Genomic DNA, 20,442 nt, shown 5'->3' on the forward strand with positions numbered 1-20,442 from the left:
CGCATCAATCATAAAACAGTTAGTTTCTCCCCAGCTAGATGGAATTCCGTGACGTCTGTTACCCATTTTTCATTGGACTTTGCCGCCTTGAAATCACGTGCTAGAATGTTGGGCGCAATCTTGCCGATGTTCCCTTTGTACGAACGGTATTTCTTCATGCGAACCAATGACTTCAATCCTAGTTCATTCATCAATCGGAGGAAAACTTCTTTGGCTTATTAAAATCCGAATTACTCTATCTTCAAGAATTTGAAAGCATGGAGCATTTCAAACAAGAACTAGAAGAATATATCCATTACTACCATCATCAACGAATCAAAGTAAAATTAAAAGGCATGAGCCCGGTAGATTACCGGGTTCATGCCCTCAAGGCTGCCTAAGTAAATAAAGTGTCTAACTTTTTGGGTTCACTTCACAAGCAGCTCTCTTATTGAAGTAAAGTAACTGTTTTACATTCATGAACGGTAATTGAGAAAGGATTGTCTCTTTTGTCACTTTCCATCACTGCCAGTTTGTGTGAAAGACTCCTGCTAAATCACGTCGTTCATAGGTGTGGGCACCAAAATAATCACGTTGCGCTTGCAAAAGGTTAGCATTTGAGATGCCTTTACGATAACTATCGTAATAAGTAAGTGAAGATCCTAAACATGGAAACGAGATGCCGGAATTTATTCCCTCACAGACAACCTTTCGCAACCCTGCCTGGTAACTTGCAACCTTTTCAGCGAAATATGGTGAAATCAATAAATTGGCCAGATTCGGCTGCTCTTGATAGGCTTCGCTAATGACGTTTAAAAATTCTGCCCGAATGATGCAACCGCCGCGGAAAATCAGCGCAATATCCTTTAAAGGCAAATCCCAGCCTTGAAGCTCAGAAGTCATTTTATATTGAGTAAATCCTTGCGCGTATGCACAAACCTTTCCCATATATAATGCTTGTCTAATATAGTCAATCCACTCATTTTTATCTAAATTTTGCTGATTGTTCTCAGGGCCTGTTAGAATATTTTCTGCATGAACCCGTTCTTCTTTCAAAGCGGAAATGTAACGAGCAAACAAAGACTCTGTAATAATCGATGCTGGTATTCCGTTATCAATAGCTTGCATGCTGGTCCATTTACCTGTACCTTTTTGTCCTGCTTTATCAAGAATCACATCGATCAAAGGTAAGCCAGTTACTTCATCTTTCTTCCTTAAAATTTCCGCCGTGATTTCGATTAAATAACTTTTCAGTTCGCCTTGATTCCATGTTTCAAAGATGTCAGCAATTTCATTAACCTCTAAATGCAACTTTTCTCTTAAAAACGTATAAGCTTCTGCGATTAATTGCATATCCGCATACTCAATCCCGTTATGTACCATTTTCACAAAATGACCTGCTCCTTTTGGGCCGATATAGGTACAGCAAGGATCATCATTTACTTTGGCTGCGATTTTTGTCAGGATCGGAGCTACTTTTTCATAGGCGTCTTTATCTCCGCCTGGCATGATTGAAGGTCCTTTTAACGCCCCGACTTCTCCACCGGAAATACCAATTCCTATATAACTGATTTCTTTAGATTTCAATTCATCATATCTGCGTTCAGTATCTTCGTAATGGGAGTTACCGCCATCCATGATAATATCTCCTGATTCAAGATGAGGAAGTAATGAATGGATCACCGAATCGATCGGTTTACCCGCAGTCACCATTAGAAAAATCTTTCTTGGAGTTTCCAGTGACTGAACAAAGTCTTGGATTTCGTAATAAGGATGGAGCGACTGACCGTCCAATTCAGCAACAAGCTGATCCGTTAAATCTCTTGTGTAGTTATAGACAGCCACTTGTTCCCCTTTACTAGCCATATTTAAAGCGATATTACTGCCCATGACCCCTAAACCAATGACACCGATTGTATTGTACATTTTATTTCTGCTCCTTTTATGTAAGAATAATAGGCAGTAAATCCCTGCCATAAGTGGGGGATTTACTGCCGGGAAAGGCCTATACAAATAAGCTTAGTAATAGAATGAATCCTAATCCAGCTACTGAAATAATCGTCTCAAGCAAAGTCCACGTTGCAAATGTTTCCTTCATGCTTAAACCAAAATACTCTTTAAACATCCAGAAACCAGCATCGTTAACGTGTGAAGCGATTAAACTTCCCGCTCCTGTAGCAAGTACAACTAGGGCAAGGTTAACGTCCGTTTGACCTAACATCGGAATAACCAAACCAGCTGTCGTTAAGGCAGCAACGGTAGCAGATCCCAATGAAATACGCAGGATTGCCGCAATGATCCAGGCAAGCAAGATTGGTGATAATGATGTTCCTTTGAATAATTCAGCGACATAGTCACCTACACCACCGTCGATCAATACTTGTTTGAAGGCTCCGCCGCCCCCAATGATCAAGAGCATCATTCCGATATGCAGAATCGCTGATGTACAAGATTCCATAATATCTTTCATTGGAATCTTTCTTGCTAATCCCATTGAATAGACCGCAAATAATAAGGAAAGTAACATGGAAGTACCGGCTTCGCCAATGAAACGGATAGCTGCCAGTAAACCATTGTCTTCAAATCCCATTGTTTTTTGCATCAAAGTGATAATCGTAGCAATTGACATTAATATAACCGGAAGTAAAGCAGTAAATACACTGATTCCAAATCCAGGTGTGTCTTCAAGTTTAAATGATTTTTGTTCTCCTAAAGAGGCAATGCTGCCTGTTTTCGTAAATGATGCAGGTACTAATCTTTTAGCTATCTTCGTAAATACTGGTCCAGCTAAAATAACGGTTGGAACCGCAATGATGAAGCCGTAAAGTAAAACCTGACCAATGTCTGCGCCATATTCACCAGCGATAACGGTCGGCCCTGGGTGCGGCGGCAAGAAACCGTGTGTTACGGATAATGCTGCTACCATTGGAATACCAAGATATAATATCGAAACTTTTAATTCTCTTGAAATCGCAAACACGATTGGAATCAATAATACTAATCCCACTTCAAAAAATAATGCGACACCTATAATAAATGATGCTGCTACGACTGCCCATTGAATATTCTTTTCACCGAATTTTTTAACAAGGGTCATGGCAATGCGTTGCGCTCCGCCTGAATCTGCGATCAACTTACCCAACATCGCTCCAAGTCCAAAGATTAAAGCTAAGTGGCCAAGTGTTCCGCCTAATCCAGCTTCAATGGTTTTGACAATTCCCTCAAGTGGCATCCCAAGTGCTAAAGCCACGCCAAACGATACGATGATCAAGGAAATAAAGGTGTTTAATTTTAAGCCCATTATTAAAATTAATAAAGCGACAATTCCTAAAGCGACAATAACTAACGGCATTGTAATCCCCCCATGTCTTTACTTTGCAGCATTTATTAAGTTTCTTTGATAATTCGCAATTTGTGTATATTCGTTTTCCAATTCCCTTGATAGGTTAATGAAAATCGGCAGCAGCTGCCTATACTCTTTTACAGAATCAGCTTTCGGTGTGTGCTTGTGAGTATTGCCTATCATTTCAGAAACTACTTCGAAGGAATCAATTTCCCCAGTGGCATATAATCCTAATATACAAGCACCCAGGCACGAACTTTCGTAGCTTTCTGGAACCACGACTTCCGATTCGAAGATATCGGACATCATTTGCCGCCAAACAGCCGACCTTGCGAAGCCTCCCGTAGCTTGAATTCGGGTCACGGGACCGTCCATGCATTCAGTTAAGGCTAAAAATACTGTGTATAAATTGTAAATGACTCCCTCCAGAGCCGCTCGAATCATATGTTCTTTCTTATGCGACAGTGTTAATCCGAAAAATGAACCCCGTACGTCCGGATTCCATAATGGTGCACGTTCACCTGCAAGATATGGATGAAATAACAATCCATCAGCGCCTGGTCTTACACGTTCGGCAATCTTGGTTAAGACTTCATAAGCGTCAATTCCAAGTCTTTTAGCTGTTTCCACCTCGGAAGAAGCAAATTCATCGCGGATCCAGCGAAGGACCATCCCGCCATTATTTACCGGCCCGCCAATCACCCAATGCTTTTCCGTTAAGGCATAGCAAAAGATTCTTCCTTTTTCGTCTGTTTTCGGCTCGTCAATAATCGTCCGAATCGCACCGCTTGTCCCAATCGTGACAGCGATTTCACCTTTCCGGATAGCGTTTACACCCAGATTTGAAAGGACACCATCACTTGCCCCAATGACAAAAGAGGTTTCTGGGTCAATCCCGATCTGTTTGGCTAAATCCGGGTCACAGTTGTTAAAGATTTTTGTTGTTGGTACGAGTTCAGATAATTGATCACGCGTTATTCCAGCAATTCTTAGGGCTTCCTCATCCCAATCCAAATTTTTGAGATTCATCATGCCCATCGATGAAGCAAGGGAATAATCAACAACATATTGGTCAAAGAACTTTTTAAAGATATATTCTTTAATCCCGATATACTTTTTAACATTGGTTGCGATCTCCGGGCGATCATTCACGATCCAGGCGATCTTGGATAAAGGTGACATCGGGTGAATCGGTGTTCCGGTTCGTTTATAAACTTCATGCCCATCTAATTCATCCTTTATTTTATGGGCCCATGCTTCACTGCGATTATCTGCCCATGTGATGCAAGGGGTTAGCGGCTGGTCATTTTCATCCATAGCTATAACACTATGCATCGCACTGCTAAATGAAATAAACGATGGTTTTTTATCTCGATGCTGCTTCGTAATATTTGAAAAGGCTTTCAGAACAGCCTGAAAAATCTCCTCAGGGTCTTGTTCCGCTGTTGTCATATCCGGTGTGTAAAGAGGATAACCAATATTCTCTTGCTGGATAACATCGCCTTTTTTCGTGAATAATACAGCTTTTGTACTTGTTGTACCGATGTCTACACCTAACATATAGCTAGTCATTTTCTTGTTCGACTCCTTTTGAAAGCATCTGTTGGGCCATCCATAAGTCTTCAACCTTCTCTTGAACATCATCAAAGTTTTCATGTAACGACTTAATCATGATGTCTCGATCTTTTGTTTTGATCGCATCAATATAAAGTTGATGATTATTTATGATTCGTGTAAAGTCTTCATACTTTTCTTTAAAACGACTGCGCATGGAGAGAAGAATCAAACTTTCCATTACAGGTTTTAAATTATCCCAGATCATCAGGATGTAGGAATGATCGATGGATCGAATGATCGTTTCGTGGAATAGGACATCCTGATAGGCAAACTCATCAGCATCCAGGTATTTTATGGATACTTTCATCATTTCTAATATTTTACTAAGTTCCATTACTAATTCATTCGTGTTCATCCTTACTAGACGTTCAAATACAAACGTTTCGATGAGTATACGTACATCATAAATTTCTGCATACTTTTTTTCTGTTAACCCAATGACAACCGCACCCATTCTTTCCAAACGGATGATATTTTCAGAGGCCAGTATTTTTAACGCCTCACGAACTGGTGAGCGGCTTACACCGAAATCAGCAGCCAATTTATTTTCGGATAGAATGGCACCGCTTTCAATCATCCCCGAAATAATACGCATTCTAAGCTCGGATGTAACACGATCACCAGCTGAAGCTTTTGAAAGCCACTTTACAGGATAAAGAAATTCCTTTGATTCAGCCATATATTCACCTTCTAATAGAGTTCAAGTACACTTGTATACAAGTATTATAATCTTAAAATAATTAGTAATGCAAGTTTTTTGAATACAACTAGGTTCTCGTCAATATAAGTCAAAGTTTGTTGGAAGATTAGAATGTCCTGGGGCAAAAATAATGAAGAAACATAGAATGGTAATATTTTGTTCACTTTGGGATTAACTGCTACACCGAACAACTGTATGAATGAATCCAACCTCATTTGGGGCATAACCAGTACCACTAGTCCTCCATGTAGTGTCATAGCTTCGCTTGTTATACGAGATCGACGCCCCAACCCGCCTCAAACATGCTTCTACAAGTACGGGCCGACAGTTTACTTCACGGGATCCCACGAACCCGTTCTTCCTACCCTGGCTATAAGAAGTTCTATTAAAAAAGGTCGGCCAGTAATTTTTACTGGCCGACCTTTTATACGAACGAACCCCGTTAGTTGAAGTAATTTGTTGTATTATCCTTGAGTGCCCTCGTCACTTTTGTATTCTAAAAGATCTCCCGGCTGACAGTCCAAAGCCTTACAAATCGCTTCTAACGTGGATAGTCGAATCGCTTTTGCCTTTCCATTTTTCAATATGGAAAGATTGGCCATCGTTATTCCAACCCTCTCCGAAAGTTCTGTTACGCTCATTTTCCTTTTAGCCAGCATCACATCAATATTGATTATTATTGCCATGTTATTCACCTCAGACTATTAAGTCATTCTCTGATTTTATATCGATGGCTTCTTGTAAAAGTCTTTGAAGAACAGCCGCAAAGACAGCAATCACCATGGGAGCAAAAACCATGACCATTCCGATTAGTACGAGACCCGGTGCGTCATCTACCTCAGCCATGATATAGACGAATGGTAGAGCAACCACATACAAACCACTGATTATGATGGCACATTTTTTGATTTTCTTCAGAGCTCTTACAGATAATTCCGAGAAAGCTTGGTTCTTGTCAATATAGCTTAATAGGTTAAAGGATTGATACAAAGCGAAGTAAAATGGGATCGCCGAAACATACATAACCATTAAAAGGCCATATACCACATAAGCCAAATCCGAACCTCTTTCTGCTGCTTCATTTGCTTCATTCGCTATCTGAGGCAACAAAAATAGACACAAAGCAAGAACAGGAATGCCAATAAAAATAACAGCTACCTTTAAAAAGAGTGTTGAACTTCGTTTCATAAAAAGCACCTCATTTATTTATTGTCAAAATTGAATTTAACATACTTTTTATCGTTTTACAATAAAACATTATTGATTTTTATTATATTGTTATTGTTTATAGATTTTTTATGCAAAATAAAAAGCATTCCACATTACAGCGAAATGCTTTATAACTTTAAACTATTCAATATAGCAAATATACATAATCCTATAAGCCAAAAAGAGATTCCTATTTTTTAAAAGATAAGGAGGAAGAAGAGTTAGTACGATTGCCATTGAAATGCCACTTTCTAATTTCCTCATTTCTTTATATTCTCTAACCTCCTTTTGATTTCAAGTTTTCATCGTCCCTTCTATCATGATCGACTTTTTTCATTAGCTATAAAGGTAAATTCAGACTGTTTTCTTTAATATCCTCTTCCTCTAACCTGCCCCGTTAGCTCCATAAGAAAAAGAGCTGCCGTAGCAACTCCATTATTGAAGTAAAGCCCCCCTTCCTCAATTATTGAATAACGGAAGTATGGTAATGCCCTGTAGATTCTAAAAGGGTGATTAAACCGATGATTTCTCATTACAAAGAAATGCTCTTTAACATTAAACTAACTATTCAATTTATAACTTGTTAAATTAACTACCACGTTAATATCATAAGAAAAAGGCTGCCTCAGCAGCATCCCTTAGGATTCATTGCTGAATCCCGCTTTGGCTATTTCTACTATTTATCGAAAATTGCATTTGATAGAAGACGGAACAAGTAATCCGGGTGGTCGCGGAAACCTGCTTCTAACCCAATAAGAGTTACATCTTTACTCTGTTCTTTTACGATTACGGCTTGGCCCTTGGCGGTTATGTTATTTTTCCAGTGACCAGCTACGAAGAAATTATCTGAATCTGCAAGGGTCGCGACGACTTCATCATTATCCGTACCCGTGAACCATGTTGGACGATAGACAAAGCCGATATCATCCTCTCCATACCCTGCTGTTAAACCAGTTCCCTCATAATCGACTTTTACAATACCATTACTGTTGGAACCTCCTACATTAATGATGTCGTCTGTAAGACCAAGTGTCTTAGTTGCTCTAGATGCACCAGCACCTACAGCTATATATTTGCCTCCTTCATTTAAGAAGCTTGTCACATTGTCTTTAAACGCATTAAATTGCCCGTCGGTCTGTAATCCAAATTCTTTATTAGCTTCAGATAGGTTGGTAGAAATGAGACTTTCCGTTCCACTATAGACAAAAATATCAAAAGCGTTAAGGGTATTTTTAGCCACTTCGACTGGCGTAACTTCTGTCACATCAAAACCTAGTCTATTCAAAGCGAGCTTTGTTCCTGCGTGTGATTTCTGTTTACCGATACCTCCATCCTTTAATATAGCCACTTTCAAAGACGTAATAGCCACTGCATCTGCTGGTACCTCAGCAGTTCCAACCTGTAGCCCAGATTCTTTCACCGCTGCTGATACCTGATTAGCCACTGCTTTTGCAAAAAAGTTGCCTTGTTCATCACGTACTATAGGTATTCCTTGCTTAAGCAATACATTTACTAAATTTACCGATTGGACAGAACTATTCGGAATCATAAACGGGCCTTTACCTGAAACCGTTCCTTGACCTGTAATTCTGTTTACTTTCGTTGTATTGACTTTAATAGGTTTTTGTATGGCTACTGCCTCGAATCCCCAAAGCTCCGGTAAACTCCATGCGGAAATGTCGTACATTGCTGGGGTATCGTTCGTGATGTCTTCCCCATCCCAGAGCATCGTGTTTGCTAATCCGGCTTTCGCCTGATCCATCTCAACGAGATAAGTTCCTTTTGGATATGACACTCCATCCGCTTCAAATGCATTCACAGCTTGAACAACGTCAATATCATTATTGATCAAATGATTTACTGCCTTATTCGTAACAGTCGGATCCATAGGGTCTAGTGGAAGTATATAGGTTTTTGGAAATAACCCTTCCTTATGAAAAGGATGGTCAAAGTTAATTCCTCTTTTAAAAATTTCAATTTGATCAGTAATCATGGATTGCTTGTTAGCTGTTGCAAATTTCAGCGCCCCCATAATCGAATTATACATCCATCGTACGCCATCCCAATCATTTGTTGGAGCTTCTAATGTATGACCGTAAGCACCATGGTACATCGCATACATTGGTGTGAAAATTGGTGGGTAATCATCCCAGCCGGAGGAATCATCGCGCAGCGGAATATAGGTACCTTTCATGTTTTGATACAAGGATCCTGAATAGTTCTCATGATCCTTCATTATTTCCGCTTCCATCGCTTCTGCCTGTTTATAGGCCCATTTTCCGTATAAGTCATACTCGTAATTAGGGTTATGCGGTGGCGTACAAGGCTCAATTAACCCCTGCAGATTTGGCTGATAATTCTTCACATAACCATGAGTATCAAGGAACACCATCGGGTTCCATTCTTTAATGAGCTCAACCATCTCTTTTGTTTCTGGCTGCGACTGGGTGATAAAGTCACGATTTATGTCAATTCCTTCGCCATTAAAGCGGGTGGCATCAATTCGCCCATCAGGGTTTTGTACGACATTGAATATAAGTATATTATTCTCTAAAACGTCTTTGGTTGTTGCATCATTTTGGGTAGCAAAACGTTCAATTAATTGAAGGATTGCATCGCTTCCGACAAATTCAGTCCCATGAATAGAACCATTAATCATGATTGGAACTTTAAAGTCAGGATTATTGGCAACCCATTCTTGAGCTTTGCCTGGATTCTTAAACATTTGCTTTCTAAGTGCCTTTACTTTTCCGAACTTCCCTTGCGTTGTTGGGTCAGCAATCGTGACAACGTAGAGTGGGTTTCCATCAGCTGATGTTCCACGGACTTCAACTTTCGTACGGTTTGAAAGTTTTTCAATCTCTTTTAATTTGGAACCAATTTGTGAGAATTTCACAAAGTCATAGTTTTCGCTATTAAACTTGCTTCCGTCCTGTTCCTCATATGTATTCACATTTGTCCATTGAGGTTTCTCAGCATGTCCAGAACTCCACGGAATTACTGTTAGTAAACTCACAGCCATCAGGCCAGAAAATGCTTTTTTCTTTTTCATCCTAAAACCTCCAGTATGTATAATATTAATTAATACATAGTTTATTTGAATACAACACGAAATGACTGGCAAATAGGCTGAACAAACTCCATTGAAAGCGCTTTAATTCCATAACATTAATCAAACCACATCGTTAAAATATTCTTATAAAATTTGATAAGCTCCCCCAGCAAGTAATGCTACATAAAGTTGACCTTCCGAAACTAGTGTTGCAATAGGAGCGAATCCCAATAAAATAAACATTGAACGACTTTGTGGAAACGCAATATCTAAACCCGCATTCCCAGCCGCTACTGTAGCTGCTTTAATTCCTTTCTAGACTAATAAATTTCTCCTTTTCTGCATCCTGCTAATATTTCGTCTATAAGAATAAATTTCCATACATGTTTAAGAGTATCACCTCCTTATTAAGAAATAGTAACCCAAACTTAGATAACTGCTTTATAATATTATACACTCATTTTTGTGTTGATTAAGAATTTTCAGTTAATTGAAACTGAATTTTTATCCTATTTTCATCACTTTAGAAGCATTAGTATTTATAAATAATTTACAAGCAAGTTGGATGGATTTCCTGCACCGAAACCGGTTATCCATGGGGTATATCGTTCCTTTCTGGTTTGGGTCGTTGTGGAGACTCCTCTTACACCAGTTTGGACCGATTCTATTATTTTTCACACTAAAAAAAAGCTCGACCCAAATAGCACATTATATGCCTTTTGGGTCAGCTCCTTATTATTTCATCAGCTTTGCTACCCGCTTCGAAAGAAGCAATAATACAATACCTAAACCAATCGTTACAAAACCAATTACACTGAAGATTTCCAGGTAACCTAAAGACTGCGTATATGCAGCTAATTGGCCGGCTACCATATTAGCTACCGCGGAACTTGCCAGCCATACTCCCATTAGAAGAGAGGCAAGCTTGATTGGAGCAATTTTACTTACCATTGATAAACCAACTGGTGAAATCATTAATTCGGCTAATGTATGAAGGAAATACGTTACAATCATGAACAGGATGTTTACTTTAAGCGCTGTATCGTTTCCTGTATACATAACAGCAGGAAGCAGTACTAAGAAACCTAAACCAACAGTGACTAAACCAAGAGCCATCTTCGTTGGAGTTTTTAAGTCACCGCGTTTTGAGCTGCCAAGCTTGTACCATAAAGCAGACATAATTGGCGCTAAAATCACGATGAATAAAGGGTTCAATGATTGGAACCAGGCAGTTGGAACCTCAAAACCAAATACATTCCGATCAATTTGGTCATTGGCATACAATGTCAATGAACTTCCTGCCTGCTCGAAAGCGGCCCAGAACGCAATAACGAAGACTGCCAAAATCACGATAGCCGCTGTACGTTTTTGTTCTCTTTTCGTTAACGGTGCAGCTGATTTTTGACCATCTGTAACTTCCGGTTTGCCAGTAGGTTCTTTACCGATATCACCTAAATAGCGATTGCCTAATAAGTTGAAAACTAACTGCCCTACAATCATGCCAATTGCTGCTGTCAAGAACCCATATTTATAGCTCATAAGCCCAACTACTAATGGTGCAAAGAAAGCCCCAACGTTAATACCCATATAGAAGATGGTGAAAGCTCCATCACGACGCGGATCGTTGTCTTCATAAAGATCACCAACAATTGTCGAGATGTTTGGCTTGAAGAAACCATTACCGATAATCAATAAACCAAGACCAATGTAAAGCGCTGTCAAACTCTGACTTGAGAATAGCGAAAAGTTACCAAGCGCCATTAAAATACCGCCAATCGTGATCGCCAATCTTCTGCCTATGAAACGGTCAGTTAAGTATCCGCCAATCATTGGCGTAATATAGACTGCACCAGTAAAGAATCCGTATATGGCCATAGCCGTAGATTTGTCGACTCCAAGCCCGCCATTTACAACAGTTGCTGTTAAGTAAAGAACAAGAATTGCTCTCATTCCGTAATAGCTGAAGCGCTCCCATGCCTCTGTAGCGAACAGCATATACAGTCCTGGAGGATGCTTTTTCCTGGGCTGGTTTGGCTGCTGAACATCATTTTTTAATATTGCTTGCATAATAAAGTCCCCCTAAATATGGTTAAATATTAAACCATCCACCAATCGTTTACATTCACAAAATAATTGCATGGTTTTTATTTTAATAGACAAATTATTGATTCGTTCCACCTACGCCTAATACGATGATGGCCACACATGACTTCCAACCTATAATTAGTAAGCGTTTACATTTTTTTATCTTGACTCTGATGCAAAAAGAATCAGATAGCAAAATCTAAATGAACAACTTATCAATTCATTCATTTTATTCATGAAAACATTTGAATTTCAAAGAATATTTAGTGTTGTAAAATAATTTTATATTATCAGAAAATATAAAAATACAGAAAAAAAAGAAAAAAAGTCTTGCTGCATTAGCGGTCTGTGCAGCAACGGAGACCCCCATTATAATAAAAAACTGCCTTGTATTAAGGCAGTTTTTTATTCAACAATCCATTGATATAAATTTTTCGGTCTTCCTATTTTTTGATAACTCACAATAATTTCTACTTTTCCTTCATCAAGTAAATGCATAATATAGCGATAGACGGTCGGATAAGCCAAACCAACTTCTTTAGAAATTGTATCAACAGAAAAAGGTTCACGATTAGAATGTAGAAAATCACTAACGTGACAAAGTGTTCTCTTACTAATTCCCTTTGTTACAAATACATCCTTTTCTTCACTGGATTTTTGCTGCGGAGCTGATTGAGTTAATTTTGCAAGGCGAGCATGCAGTTGAATTCTTGAAATCATATCAGGCGCTTTTACAGGCTTTAATGCAAAATCCGTTGCGCCTGCTTCAAGAAAGCGATCAGCAATTTCCTGTCGTTCATCGACTGTTAATACAAGAATCGGAACATCAGCATTAAGTTTACGAAGCTCACCCACTGTTTTTATTCCGTCCATTTCCGGCATATGATAATCAACTAAAACAACATCTGCTCCTTTTTCTGCAAACACATTTAACCCTTCTTTTCCGTTGTTAGCCGTATCTACATTCCAGCCGGCAAATTCACAAATTTCACTTAGCATATATTGAATTGATGCATCATCATCAATGACTAAAATGTTCATCTTGACACACTCCTCTCAGCTAGTTTAATCCAAATTATTGTCCCGTGTCCAAGCTTGCTGTCAATTTCTAAAGATGCACCATGTCCTTTAGCAACTTGTCGTACGAAAGCTAATCCCATCCCTGGATGCGATTTCGTACTGAACCCAGCTTTCCATATCTTCTCCTGCTCTTTAGGTGAAATCCCTTTCCCATTATCTGATACGCCCAACCAAAGTTCATTTTCATAGGTTTTTACCTTAAGCAAAATCTGGCCATCTTCTATTCCATTCACTGCATCGTAAGCATTGTCAATTAAATTCACTAATGCCCTTGTCATTCGGATTTTATTAATTAATATTTTAATTTCAGGATCTGTTTGAAAGTCTACTTTCAGATTAAGATTTGTCCCGCTCAGTCTGCTTGCTTCGACGTATTCAACTAAATCTTTTATACGGCACCAATGTTTTTTATCATCATATAAAATCTCGGAAATCATGTCGCTAACGGAATGAATCGATGATGAAATCTTTTGACAATATTCTTTAATTTTAGAATCGTCCACTTTCAAACTAATTAAAGAATTTAGCCCCTCAATTGCTGTGAGAGGTGTTTTTAAATCATGGACCAGATATAGTGCTTCTCGTCCTGATCTTGACTGCATTGCTTCTAACTGCGCATAATGAAGCTCTTGCTTTATCCGCCACTTTTGTTCAGCTAATGAAAAATACACAGCTAAAATAACAGCATTAATAACAAAAATTAAACACAAAGTTAAACTGTACAATGTTAAAGATTGCTCAAAACCAATTTGAACCGCTATATCTTTTAATTCCTTTGAAATCGATCCTTGGCCAAATCCATATTTAGATAAAGAAGGAATCTCATTCAGCCATTCAATCCCAAAAATTAATTGAGAACAAATAATCGTTTTAATAATTGGCTTTAGCCTATCCTTTTCAAAGGCTTGCAATAATAAGATTGCTAACAACAATAACAACGCATATGCGCTAAATGAGTATATTAAAGAATAATAAGCATTTATCACGATATAGTCGAGAGGAATAACAATAAGAGGAATGATGATTTTTAACCATGGACGGTTTAAACGAGCACCTATTTCGTCTCCCAACAGCAGTGCACCAATATAATGAAACAAAGCTAAAATTGTATTTAAAGACACTAACAAAAAAACGGCAAGCATTAATTTATTTCCTGTTTCTTCACCTTCTCTTAATGAAATAAGCAAATCAGTCAGGCCAATTTCGTCAGGACCCAACCACGATAGTAAGAATACCCCGAATAAAATTACTCCAATTTTCATCCATATTGTCCAAGACTTCATAAGACTAGCTATCATAATCATTTCACCTTTAATAGATTAATTGTTTATAGAATAGAGTGACACAATTCTTTCATTTCGTATTTATTTAAATTTATGTATACCCTTCCAAAATCTCATTATACGAAATTCCTCGTCATTATGAAAATGATAAAAAAATGGGTTCTAATGCTCGAACATCTTGCAAGTAATCTTGACTTTATGGAAATAACAGAGGAACGAGGCTTATACATACCTCACACAACCATTATGTTTGGGTCCATCAATATGTTCCTGAGTTGGATAGGAGAGTCCGGAAAGTGAGTCCGTTCTTTGGCAGGGTTCTATTAGTGTAAAAAAAACTGCCTGCAATACGTTTACAACGTCTTCTTAAGAATTCACCGCATAACAAGAAATTTACGTTGCATCTATTCAGGCAAAGGCCTCCCACAGTAAAGATATTCACATGTTAGGTGAGCACTCATGACTGAATCCTCGTTAAAAACCCCTATATTAAGGGATTTAAGCGATGATTACATCATGCCGCCCATCTAAGAGTGCTTTTTATATCTCTGGATGGGATGGTAAAACTCTCTATTTATTGGATTTAGTACATTATGAATTGAATACGCTTGAATATAAAATCAAAAAAGGTTATCAAAAAAGTTAGCAATGTGAGGGGATTTAATGAAGAAACCATTCATGCTTATTAGCATTATGTTTGTAGTTGCATTGCTTGGCTACACGAAGAACGACATTAGAGGAAATGGACAAGTTATCACACCGGATATTAATGAAATTCGAGAATTTATAGAAGAAAAGAAGACTGGATTATTATATATAAAGTCTCCTTATCAAAGTAGGGAAACAGAAGAAGCGTACTATTTAGGGGCGCTAGAATCCATTGCTAAAAAAGAAAAACTAGACATCTATCTATTTGATGCAAGCCAATATAATGACGACCATACAAAACTTGGGCTAATGCAACATTCAAGAACCTTAGCCTTTTATCAAGAGGGTGAAATAAAGACTGAACTAGACTGAACTAACTTCTCAGACCTTCCAAAAGAACAAACTCCCGCTTCCATCCAAACCTTTATAGAGAGCTTAAGAAATAAACACTATTAACATATCCACGAAGGAGGAAATAAAATGGATGAAGAAGTTGTAAGGATACTCGAAAAATTCTCTGTCTTTTTGGAGATTGCCAATCCAATCAACTATTCCTTCCGTCTAATTGGTTGGACAATAATTAATGGTCTAGCTTGGCTAGTTGATGCTTTAGCTAATATCACAGACACCATATTGGGTCTTAAATCTTTTTTTAACCATAGCGACATTAACGATTTTATTCATATGCTGCTCCCCTTATCGGCTATCATAATGGGGTTCTCTCTCCTTTACACTGGTTACAGATTAATCTTTCAAAAGAAGATAGATCGAGAAGCGATTGCCATTAACATCTTTCTTCTTATGTTTTTGTTCGCTTTATTGAGTGAAGGTATGGATAAAGCGAACAAGTTTACGGATGAAGCCGCAGATGCACTTAATATAACTGGTGACAGTTCAATGAGTCACCAAATCATTAAAGACAATCTAAACTGATCTTGCACAATTTGATGCAACAGGATGGCAAACACTTCATCTAAAGCACCCCAATCAGATTCCTGAACACCGAATACAGAAGATCGATATTACACAAACAATAGACAGTGACGTTACCTTCTCTAATGATGATCAACAAATATCTGAGATAGGACGTGAAGTTTTCGATAGTCGATTGGAATATGATGATGTAGGTAACCTACAAAAAGTTGATTTAGACAATGACTGGTTTACTGTATTGGATGAAAAATACTATAGGTGGAGTTCGAAACTCTGGACAATCATCGTAACCCTAGGAGAATATCCGGTATTGTAGGAGGAATTTTATGTTAGCTGACTTCTGATGGTTCAGCTACTTATCACTAAGCAGGTTATGAAGAGTACTTCACGTTTCCATCAGACCTCCCCGGGTATGGATGCACACTTTCTCTCCATGTCCCCCAGCATTTACTCTCTATCACTTCGGCAGTACAAGCTTTGTTTTGTTAGGCAAACTTACTCAATGATAGCTAGCCTTGTATGCAGTTTGTGTTCCTTGGGGCGGAGATTTGCCTCCGACTTCCTTCAGATTCCGCGTTGCCACGGACACCCTTGTCTTTGGCTAACCCCTACTACTGCCTTCGAGGCTCGGGACTTCCACCCTATAGCTTACACCCATGCCGGGCGCACCTAATAGAGTCCATGATTGATAGGACTTTATTTTCAGAAGGTACATAACGATGAACAAAGCAGAATTAATTAACTCAGTCGCTCAACAATCTGAGCTTACAAAAAAAGATTCTACAAAAGCAGTTGATGCAGTATTAGATACAATCATTACAGCATTACAAGATGGCGATAAAGTGGAAATTTTAGTATTCGGTAATTTCTCTGTGAAAGAACGTGCAACAAGAACTGGACGTAATCCTCAAACAGGGGAGAAAATGGAGATCGCTGCATCGAAATATCCTAGCTTCAAGGCAGGGAAAAAATTAAAAGACGCAGTTTAAGTCTAATACAACGGAGACAAGGGGATGTGACCCTTTGTCTCTTTTTCTGATTATTAAGTGAATTTTAAAAAGTGAAAAGAATTATTTTCATTTACCAAGACCCCCCTCGGAAAAAGATAAATCGACTCTCCTACGTAAATATACTTTACAAAATGTTTATTATGTTTTACATTATTTTATAAGGAGAGATCAAATAATGGAAAATCGGATTAAGGAGTATCGTGCAAGGTATAACTATTCTCAAGAAACACTAGCCAACTTAATTCACGTATCACGTCAGACCATTGGTTTTATTGAAAAACGCAAAATGATTCCATCAACCGTACTCGCTTTAAAATTGGCTAAAGTTTTTGATTGTAAGGTTGAAGATTTATTCAGTCTTAGAGAGGATAATGATAAACTATGAATAAGTTTAAACTATATCACCCTTTAATTATGGCTATCTTTTACTTTACCTTATTAATCTTCTTTGGGTACATCAATCTCGTCTTGAGAAACCCGAATTTTGCAATTATTGAAATTGGTGAGTATAGGATTCATTTATTTTTGAGTATAATAATAATAGGATACATTGTTTTCTCTACGTTCATCATTATTTACACATATTATTATCAAAAGTTGAACAATGGAAAAACCTTCTCACTGAAACCGCCAGAGATTAATGATGAAGACGAGGGTACGCAAGTAATTTACCATACTGCGACTAAGCGAATTTATATGTTTTATTCATCCGTCATTCCCATATTGACAGTAATCGCCTTTTTATTGCAAATGGTTTCAGTCCAGATTAATATCGATATGGTTATTTATGTATTACTTACAATATTGGTTATTCATTACTTAATATATTATAAAGTTATTTTAGAGTATGTGAGTTAACGCTTTTAACTACTACTAATTGCCATCAGCGCAACTAGATGTTAAAAAATAAAGGACTTTCTGAACTGATAAATTCAGAAAGTCCATCGTCGTTACTGAATTAGCAGGGCTCGCACCCCTGCTTTTTCATCATTACACACATTTTGCATTTACGCTTATCCCTGTCAATTTCCAATTCCAAGATCCTGAGAAAGCCATCCCTTTATAAGTTACACACCAAATTGTAAGGCCTGCATAGATTGAAAAGGCAAGCGTCAAAAGAACTGCTGCTAGTACAACAAACCATCCATTATATTGCACCTTAAATTCTTGCACACTAGAGACAAGTCTGTCTTTCCAAGACGCTAAATAACAAAATACGGAAATAATAAAACTATTCACTAAAGCCATGTTTTCACCTCCTTTCAAGCAGAGTTATTAGTAAGTAAAGCTTTTAATATCATAATCCCATCCCCCAGAGGAGGAAGGATATTAATAACATGAAGAATATAAATATATCCTGTTAGGGTGAGAAATGTTTGTTCCGTCCACGTCCCTATAGAAACAAATCCGAGACCAACAATAGGTAACGCAAGCGCTGGCAGCAATGCTACCTTGAGCATTTCCCCTTTGGACAGTTCAAATTGCGGATATAGAGAGATTTTCATAAGCGAGAATTCAACGACAATTTCACCTGGTTGCCTGCTTCTCTTTAAGCACCAAATATGCAAGTATTCATGAATTATGTATGATAAAAACAGTCCTACAAAAAAAATCACATAAAACTTTAAAATAAAATGAGCCATTATAAAGCTAGGATAAATTAGAAACGGAATTAATGTTACAAGAATGACTGTAAATAGCATTTTTTTGTAATTACCAAAAAACAACTTTGTCAAAAATAAAAATGATATCTGATGTAAGATATAGGTGGAAGTCACTATGACTTCCGCCTAAAGTTTTTAGTGAATTGAAATACAATTAAGTACACAACAAACAAGAGCGTAAATGTAATCCAAATCGGTGTCCCACTCGCCACCCCAAATTGTAATGCAAGCGAACCGTCTAGAGCTTCGTTATTAGAAAAGTATAAGCTACCGAAATATGTCGTCCTATCCCCTTCATCACCACTGCTAAACAGCATGAACATAAAGCTAGCCGTCAAGATGATTAACGTTGTAATTATCGATAAAACCAGACTGTTAATGACTGTGAACGTCTTTTTCATTCTTCAGACTCCTTTTTATATTAATCAACCCTTGGATACTAAATAAAATGATAACAATGTAAAAAAATAAGATTAGTAGACTATTTAGCAAAAGACCTAAATTTAAGAAAGAAAGGGCTATGCTGATGATAAAAACTGGCACTGTGACAACAATAATACTTGTCACAACTGAAAATGGATTATCGTTATAAGGTGGAAATAAGATCCCAGCCAAAACGAAAATTAGGACACCCAATATAACTATCAAATAAGGATAAATGAGATGTACCATTGAATCCACAATAATTATTCCCGGCAATAATATCGGTAGTGAAGCGAGGAAGATTATAGTGATTTGGGAACCCACCATATAAAAATAATCCTCCCATACAACATAACTAAACCTGTACATTACTAGGCGTAAATTTTGCGAGTTGATAAAGGTGTAAATGCTATTAAAAGCAAGTATACTTATGGCGTATAAGATCAAATTGTTGAGTTGAAAAATGACCAAGGTAATCGCTGCTAAATAAATGAGCGCTACTGTATTTAATGTATTCATGTTTCGCAAGGAACTCAGGACGTATGCTTTCAATAAACGAATTGATTTGGACCTTGCAATGAGAATGTTTTTCGCATTTGACATATAAGAGTTATCAGGAATAATGATAATTACCCCTACAAGGATTGTAACGAGTACCCCATAAATTATTGTTGTTAGTAGAAATCCGTATTCTTGATGAACATATTGAAAGAAAAGTAAAAAACTCGTCGCCTCATTTGTCCCACTTGTGAAATCATCAGCGAGTTTCTTAACAACCCCTTGAGCTTCTCTGAAGAACAGAGCGAAAATAAAAACTAAAATGGATAGATTTAAAACATGAAATAACTTTGGAATTCGCAAAAAGTAACAAATATAGGATACCATCTTCGAAATGACCTGAAGCACTAGATACGTAAAGGTACTTACATATATTAAATTCACAATTAATATGGTAGTAAAGTCAAACTTATGAATCAAAACGATAGATAATACAACCGAGAAAGACAAGAGGAAAATTGTCACAAAGGAAATAAAAGTCTCATAGAGAAATACTGAGAAATTTCTTTCCTTACTGTTGATGGGGAAGTTCATCGTCATCCTTAAGAAGCCATCAACCTTTGAAAAAACAATTTTAAGAAATATCGTCACAACGAGTGTCCATAGAATTATGGTAGTTGAATAAGTATTTAGTAGAAATAAAACAGTCTCTTCTTGTTGAAGTGTTTCAGAAAAAAAGGAGAATATCGAAAAAGATATGAATGTAAGCAAAATGATAAAAGCCAACAAAAGTAAAACTCTTATGAGTGGACTTTTTAGCACACCAAAATTCAGAATTTTACGCAAAAAAAAAGTATTATATAAACCAGCTAAATTTTTAATTTGAAATAATCTCATTTAATAGAATCACCATATAAT

At 37.5% G+C, this 20,442-nt stretch carries 19 protein-coding genes and 4 pseudogenes; 8 read left to right on the forward strand and 15 right to left on the reverse strand.

From position 1 onward, the window contains the following. Positions 1–20 precede the first annotated feature (20 nt). A pseudogene (locus tag J7E52_RS25460) lies at positions 21–197 on the reverse strand (IS3 family transposase); the annotation flags it as partial. A gap of 3 nt (positions 198–200) precedes the next feature. Between J7E52_RS25460 and J7E52_RS25465 the strand changes: the two are divergent. After that, positions 201–380 (forward strand): annotated as a pseudogene (locus J7E52_RS25465) (IS3 family transposase); the annotation flags it as partial. Between the two features lie 121 nt (positions 381–501). Here the strand turns inward: J7E52_RS25465 and gnd are convergent. From gnd to J7E52_RS25515, 10 genes are all read right to left on the reverse strand, one after another. Further along, positions 502–1,905: a decarboxylating NADP(+)-dependent phosphogluconate dehydrogenase gene (gnd, locus tag J7E52_RS25470; RefSeq protein ID WP_214751192.1), complete on the reverse strand. Its 1,404-nt coding sequence runs from the start codon at positions 1,903–1,905 to the stop codon at positions 502–504. A gap of 79 nt (positions 1,906–1,984) precedes the next feature. After that, entirely contained in the window at positions 1,985–3,331 is a 1,347-nt protein-coding gene (locus J7E52_RS25475) for a GntP family permease (RefSeq protein ID WP_214751194.1), read from the reverse strand. 18 nt (positions 3,332–3,349) lie between these two features. Further along, a complete protein-coding gene (gene gntK / locus J7E52_RS25480) occupies positions 3,350–4,894 on the reverse strand; it encodes a gluconokinase (RefSeq protein ID WP_214751196.1) in 1,545 nt (514 codons plus the stop codon). Further along, positions 4,887–5,618 carry a GntR family transcriptional regulator gene (locus tag J7E52_RS25485; protein WP_214751198.1) on the reverse strand — a complete coding sequence of 244 codons (732 nt, stop codon included), beginning with the start codon at positions 5,616–5,618 and terminating at the stop codon, positions 4,887–4,889. The genes gntK and J7E52_RS25485 overlap by 8 nt, the downstream gene beginning before the upstream one ends. Before the next feature lie 485 nt (positions 5,619–6,103). Further along, positions 6,104–6,325, reverse strand: a complete 222-nt coding sequence (locus tag J7E52_RS25490; RefSeq protein WP_214751199.1) for a helix-turn-helix domain-containing protein — start codon at positions 6,323–6,325, stop codon at positions 6,104–6,106. A 10-nt stretch (positions 6,326–6,335) separates the two neighbouring features. Then, positions 6,336–6,827 (reverse strand): DUF2975 domain-containing protein, encoded by a 492-nt coding sequence (locus tag J7E52_RS25495; protein ID WP_214751201.1) that lies wholly within the window; start codon positions 6,825–6,827, stop codon positions 6,336–6,338. Positions 6,828–7,524: 697 nt separating this feature from the next. Next, complete coding sequence (locus J7E52_RS25500) at positions 7,525–9,900, reverse strand: M14 family zinc carboxypeptidase (RefSeq protein WP_214751203.1); 2,376 nt, start codon at positions 9,898–9,900, stop codon at positions 7,525–7,527. A 735-nt stretch (positions 9,901–10,635) separates the two neighbouring features. Beyond that, positions 10,636–11,967: a peptide MFS transporter gene (locus tag J7E52_RS25505; protein WP_214751205.1), complete on the reverse strand. Its 1,332-nt coding sequence runs from the start codon at positions 11,965–11,967 to the stop codon at positions 10,636–10,638. Positions 11,968–12,390: 423 nt separating this feature from the next. Then, positions 12,391–13,026 (reverse strand): response regulator, encoded by a 636-nt coding sequence (locus J7E52_RS25510; RefSeq protein WP_214751207.1) that lies wholly within the window; start codon positions 13,024–13,026, stop codon positions 12,391–12,393. Further along, the gene (locus tag J7E52_RS25515) at positions 13,023–14,363 is read right to left on the reverse strand and encodes a sensor histidine kinase (protein WP_286198079.1); all 1,341 of its coding nucleotides are present in this window, start codon (positions 14,361–14,363) and stop codon (positions 13,023–13,025) included. Before J7E52_RS25515 ends, J7E52_RS25510 begins: the two co-directional genes overlap by 4 nt. Positions 14,364–14,549: 186 nt before the next feature. Here J7E52_RS25515 and J7E52_RS27640 point away from each other — a divergent pair. From J7E52_RS27640 to J7E52_RS25540, 7 genes and pseudogenes are all read left to right on the forward strand, one after another. Continuing rightward, positions 14,550–14,644: pseudogene (locus J7E52_RS27640) on the forward strand (IS6 family transposase); the annotation flags it as partial. A 367-nt stretch (positions 14,645–15,011) separates the two neighbouring features. Beyond that, the gene (locus tag J7E52_RS25520; protein ID WP_214751208.1) at positions 15,012–15,368 is read left to right on the forward strand and encodes a hypothetical protein; all 357 of its coding nucleotides are present in this window, start codon (positions 15,012–15,014) and stop codon (positions 15,366–15,368) included. A 108-nt stretch (positions 15,369–15,476) separates the two neighbouring features. Further along, entirely contained in the window at positions 15,477–15,929 is a 453-nt protein-coding gene (locus J7E52_RS25525) for a DUF8208 domain-containing protein (protein WP_214751210.1), read from the forward strand. A 55-nt stretch (positions 15,930–15,984) separates the two neighbouring features. Then, positions 15,985–16,245: pseudogene (locus J7E52_RS27645) on the forward strand (DUF8208 domain-containing protein); the annotation flags it as partial. A gap of 403 nt (positions 16,246–16,648) precedes the next feature. Beyond that, positions 16,649–16,918: an HU family DNA-binding protein gene (locus J7E52_RS25530; protein WP_214751212.1), complete on the forward strand. Its 270-nt coding sequence runs from the start codon at positions 16,649–16,651 to the stop codon at positions 16,916–16,918. Between the two features lie 196 nt (positions 16,919–17,114). Further along, a complete protein-coding gene (locus tag J7E52_RS25535; RefSeq protein ID WP_214751214.1) occupies positions 17,115–17,324 on the forward strand; it encodes a helix-turn-helix transcriptional regulator in 210 nt (69 codons plus the stop codon). 140 nt (positions 17,325–17,464) lie between these two features. Then, entirely contained in the window at positions 17,465–17,797 is a 333-nt protein-coding gene (locus J7E52_RS25540) for a hypothetical protein (protein ID WP_214751216.1), read from the forward strand. A 132-nt stretch (positions 17,798–17,929) separates the two neighbouring features. Here J7E52_RS25540 and J7E52_RS25545 read toward each other — a convergent pair whose 3' ends face one another. The 4 genes from J7E52_RS25545 to J7E52_RS25560 are packed head-to-tail and all read right to left on the reverse strand — an operon-like array spanning position 17,930 to position 20,421. Next, entirely contained in the window at positions 17,930–18,187 is a 258-nt protein-coding gene (locus J7E52_RS25545; protein ID WP_214751218.1) for a hypothetical protein, read from the reverse strand. 14 nt (positions 18,188–18,201) lie between these two features. Beyond that, entirely contained in the window at positions 18,202–18,717 is a 516-nt protein-coding gene (locus tag J7E52_RS25550) for a metalloprotease family protein (RefSeq protein ID WP_214751220.1), read from the reverse strand. Continuing rightward, the gene (locus J7E52_RS25555) at positions 18,717–19,004 is read right to left on the reverse strand and encodes a hypothetical protein (protein WP_214751222.1); all 288 of its coding nucleotides are present in this window, start codon (positions 19,002–19,004) and stop codon (positions 18,717–18,719) included. Before J7E52_RS25555 ends, J7E52_RS25550 begins: the two co-directional genes overlap by 1 nt. Continuing rightward, entirely contained in the window at positions 18,979–20,421 is a 1,443-nt protein-coding gene (locus J7E52_RS25560) for a hypothetical protein (RefSeq protein WP_214751224.1), read from the reverse strand. The genes J7E52_RS25555 and J7E52_RS25560 overlap by 26 nt, the downstream gene beginning before the upstream one ends. Positions 20,422–20,442: the final 21 nt, after the last annotated feature.

Source organism: Bacillus sp. ISL-34, assembly GCF_018613325.1.
Lineage (GTDB): Bacteria > Bacillota > Bacilli > Bacillales > DSM-1321 > Peribacillus.

Excerpts from the sequence above, each read along its gene's own strand:
- gnd (WP_214751192.1), bottom strand. The coding sequence starts at position 1,905 with ATGTACAATACAATCGGTGTCATTGGTTTAGGGGTCATGGGCAGTAAT.
- J7E52_RS25475 (WP_214751194.1), bottom strand. The coding sequence starts at position 3,331 with ATGCCGTTAGTTATTGTCGCTTTAGGAATTGTCGCTTTATTAATTTTA.
- gntK (WP_214751196.1), bottom strand. The coding sequence starts at position 4,894 with ATGACTAGCTATATGTTAGGTGTAGACATCGGTACAACAAGTACAAAA.
- J7E52_RS25485 (WP_214751198.1), bottom strand. The coding sequence starts at position 5,618 with ATGGCTGAATCAAAGGAATTTCTTTATCCTGTAAAGTGGCTTTCAAAA.
- J7E52_RS25490 (WP_214751199.1), bottom strand. The coding sequence starts at position 6,325 with ATGGCAATAATAATCAATATTGATGTGATGCTGGCTAAAAGGAAAATG.
- J7E52_RS25495 (WP_214751201.1), bottom strand. The coding sequence starts at position 6,827 with ATGAAACGAAGTTCAACACTCTTTTTAAAGGTAGCTGTTATTTTTATT.
- J7E52_RS25500 (WP_214751203.1), bottom strand. The coding sequence starts at position 9,900 with ATGAAAAAGAAAAAAGCATTTTCTGGCCTGATGGCTGTGAGTTTACTA.
- J7E52_RS25505 (WP_214751205.1), bottom strand. The coding sequence starts at position 11,967 with ATGCAAGCAATATTAAAAAATGATGTTCAGCAGCCAAACCAGCCCAGG.
- J7E52_RS25510 (WP_214751207.1), bottom strand. The coding sequence starts at position 13,026 with ATGAACATTTTAGTCATTGATGATGATGCATCAATTCAATATATGCTA.
- J7E52_RS25515 (WP_286198079.1), bottom strand. The coding sequence starts at position 14,363 with ATGATAGCTAGTCTTATGAAGTCTTGGACAATATGGATGAAAATTGGA.
- J7E52_RS25520 (WP_214751208.1), top strand. The coding sequence starts at position 15,012 with ATGAAGAAACCATTCATGCTTATTAGCATTATGTTTGTAGTTGCATTG.
- J7E52_RS25525 (WP_214751210.1), top strand. The coding sequence starts at position 15,477 with ATGGATGAAGAAGTTGTAAGGATACTCGAAAAATTCTCTGTCTTTTTG.
- J7E52_RS25530 (WP_214751212.1), top strand. The coding sequence starts at position 16,649 with ATGAACAAAGCAGAATTAATTAACTCAGTCGCTCAACAATCTGAGCTT.
- J7E52_RS25535 (WP_214751214.1), top strand. The coding sequence starts at position 17,115 with ATGGAAAATCGGATTAAGGAGTATCGTGCAAGGTATAACTATTCTCAA.
- J7E52_RS25545 (WP_214751218.1), bottom strand. The coding sequence starts at position 18,187 with ATGGCTTTAGTGAATAGTTTTATTATTTCCGTATTTTGTTATTTAGCG.
- J7E52_RS25555 (WP_214751222.1), bottom strand. The coding sequence starts at position 19,004 with ATGAAAAAGACGTTCACAGTCATTAACAGTCTGGTTTTATCGATAATT.
- J7E52_RS25560 (WP_214751224.1), bottom strand. The coding sequence starts at position 20,421 with ATGAGATTATTTCAAATTAAAAATTTAGCTGGTTTATATAATACTTTT.